The 319-nt window shown below is 63.9% G+C and carries 1 pseudogene; it reads right to left on the reverse strand.

What is annotated here, in order from left to right:
* Nucleotides 1–103: 103 nt before the first annotated feature.
* A pseudogene (locus F1735_RS34595) lies at nucleotides 104–319 on the reverse strand (hypothetical protein); the annotation flags it as partial.

Raw genomic sequence — 319 nt, forward strand, 5'->3', positions numbered from 1 at the left:
GTTTCGACAGGCGCCTGGGCCATGGCCGGCAGGGCCATGGTGGCGATCATGGTCATACAGGCCATGGGAATTGCACGGAAAGCACACACAGGGACAACTCGCATTACATTTGCTCCATTTGGTTAGAAGGTATTTGGCTTGAATTCGTTTGCGGGGACAGCGCCAGCGGTGCCGGCTCGCGCCAGACGCTGTGCAGCTCGCCGGAGCGGCCGCGCCGGCGCACGCGCGCCGCCATCCACAGCAGCGCCAGGCCGCCGAGCAGCGACAGGGCGTCGATGAACAGGTAATCGGTAACGTACGGCTTGCCGATCGGCATGCC

The sequence above is a fragment of the Massilia genomosp. 1 genome (assembly GCF_011682185.1).
Lineage (GTDB): Bacteria > Pseudomonadota > Gammaproteobacteria > Burkholderiales > Burkholderiaceae_D > Telluria_A > Telluria_A rubra.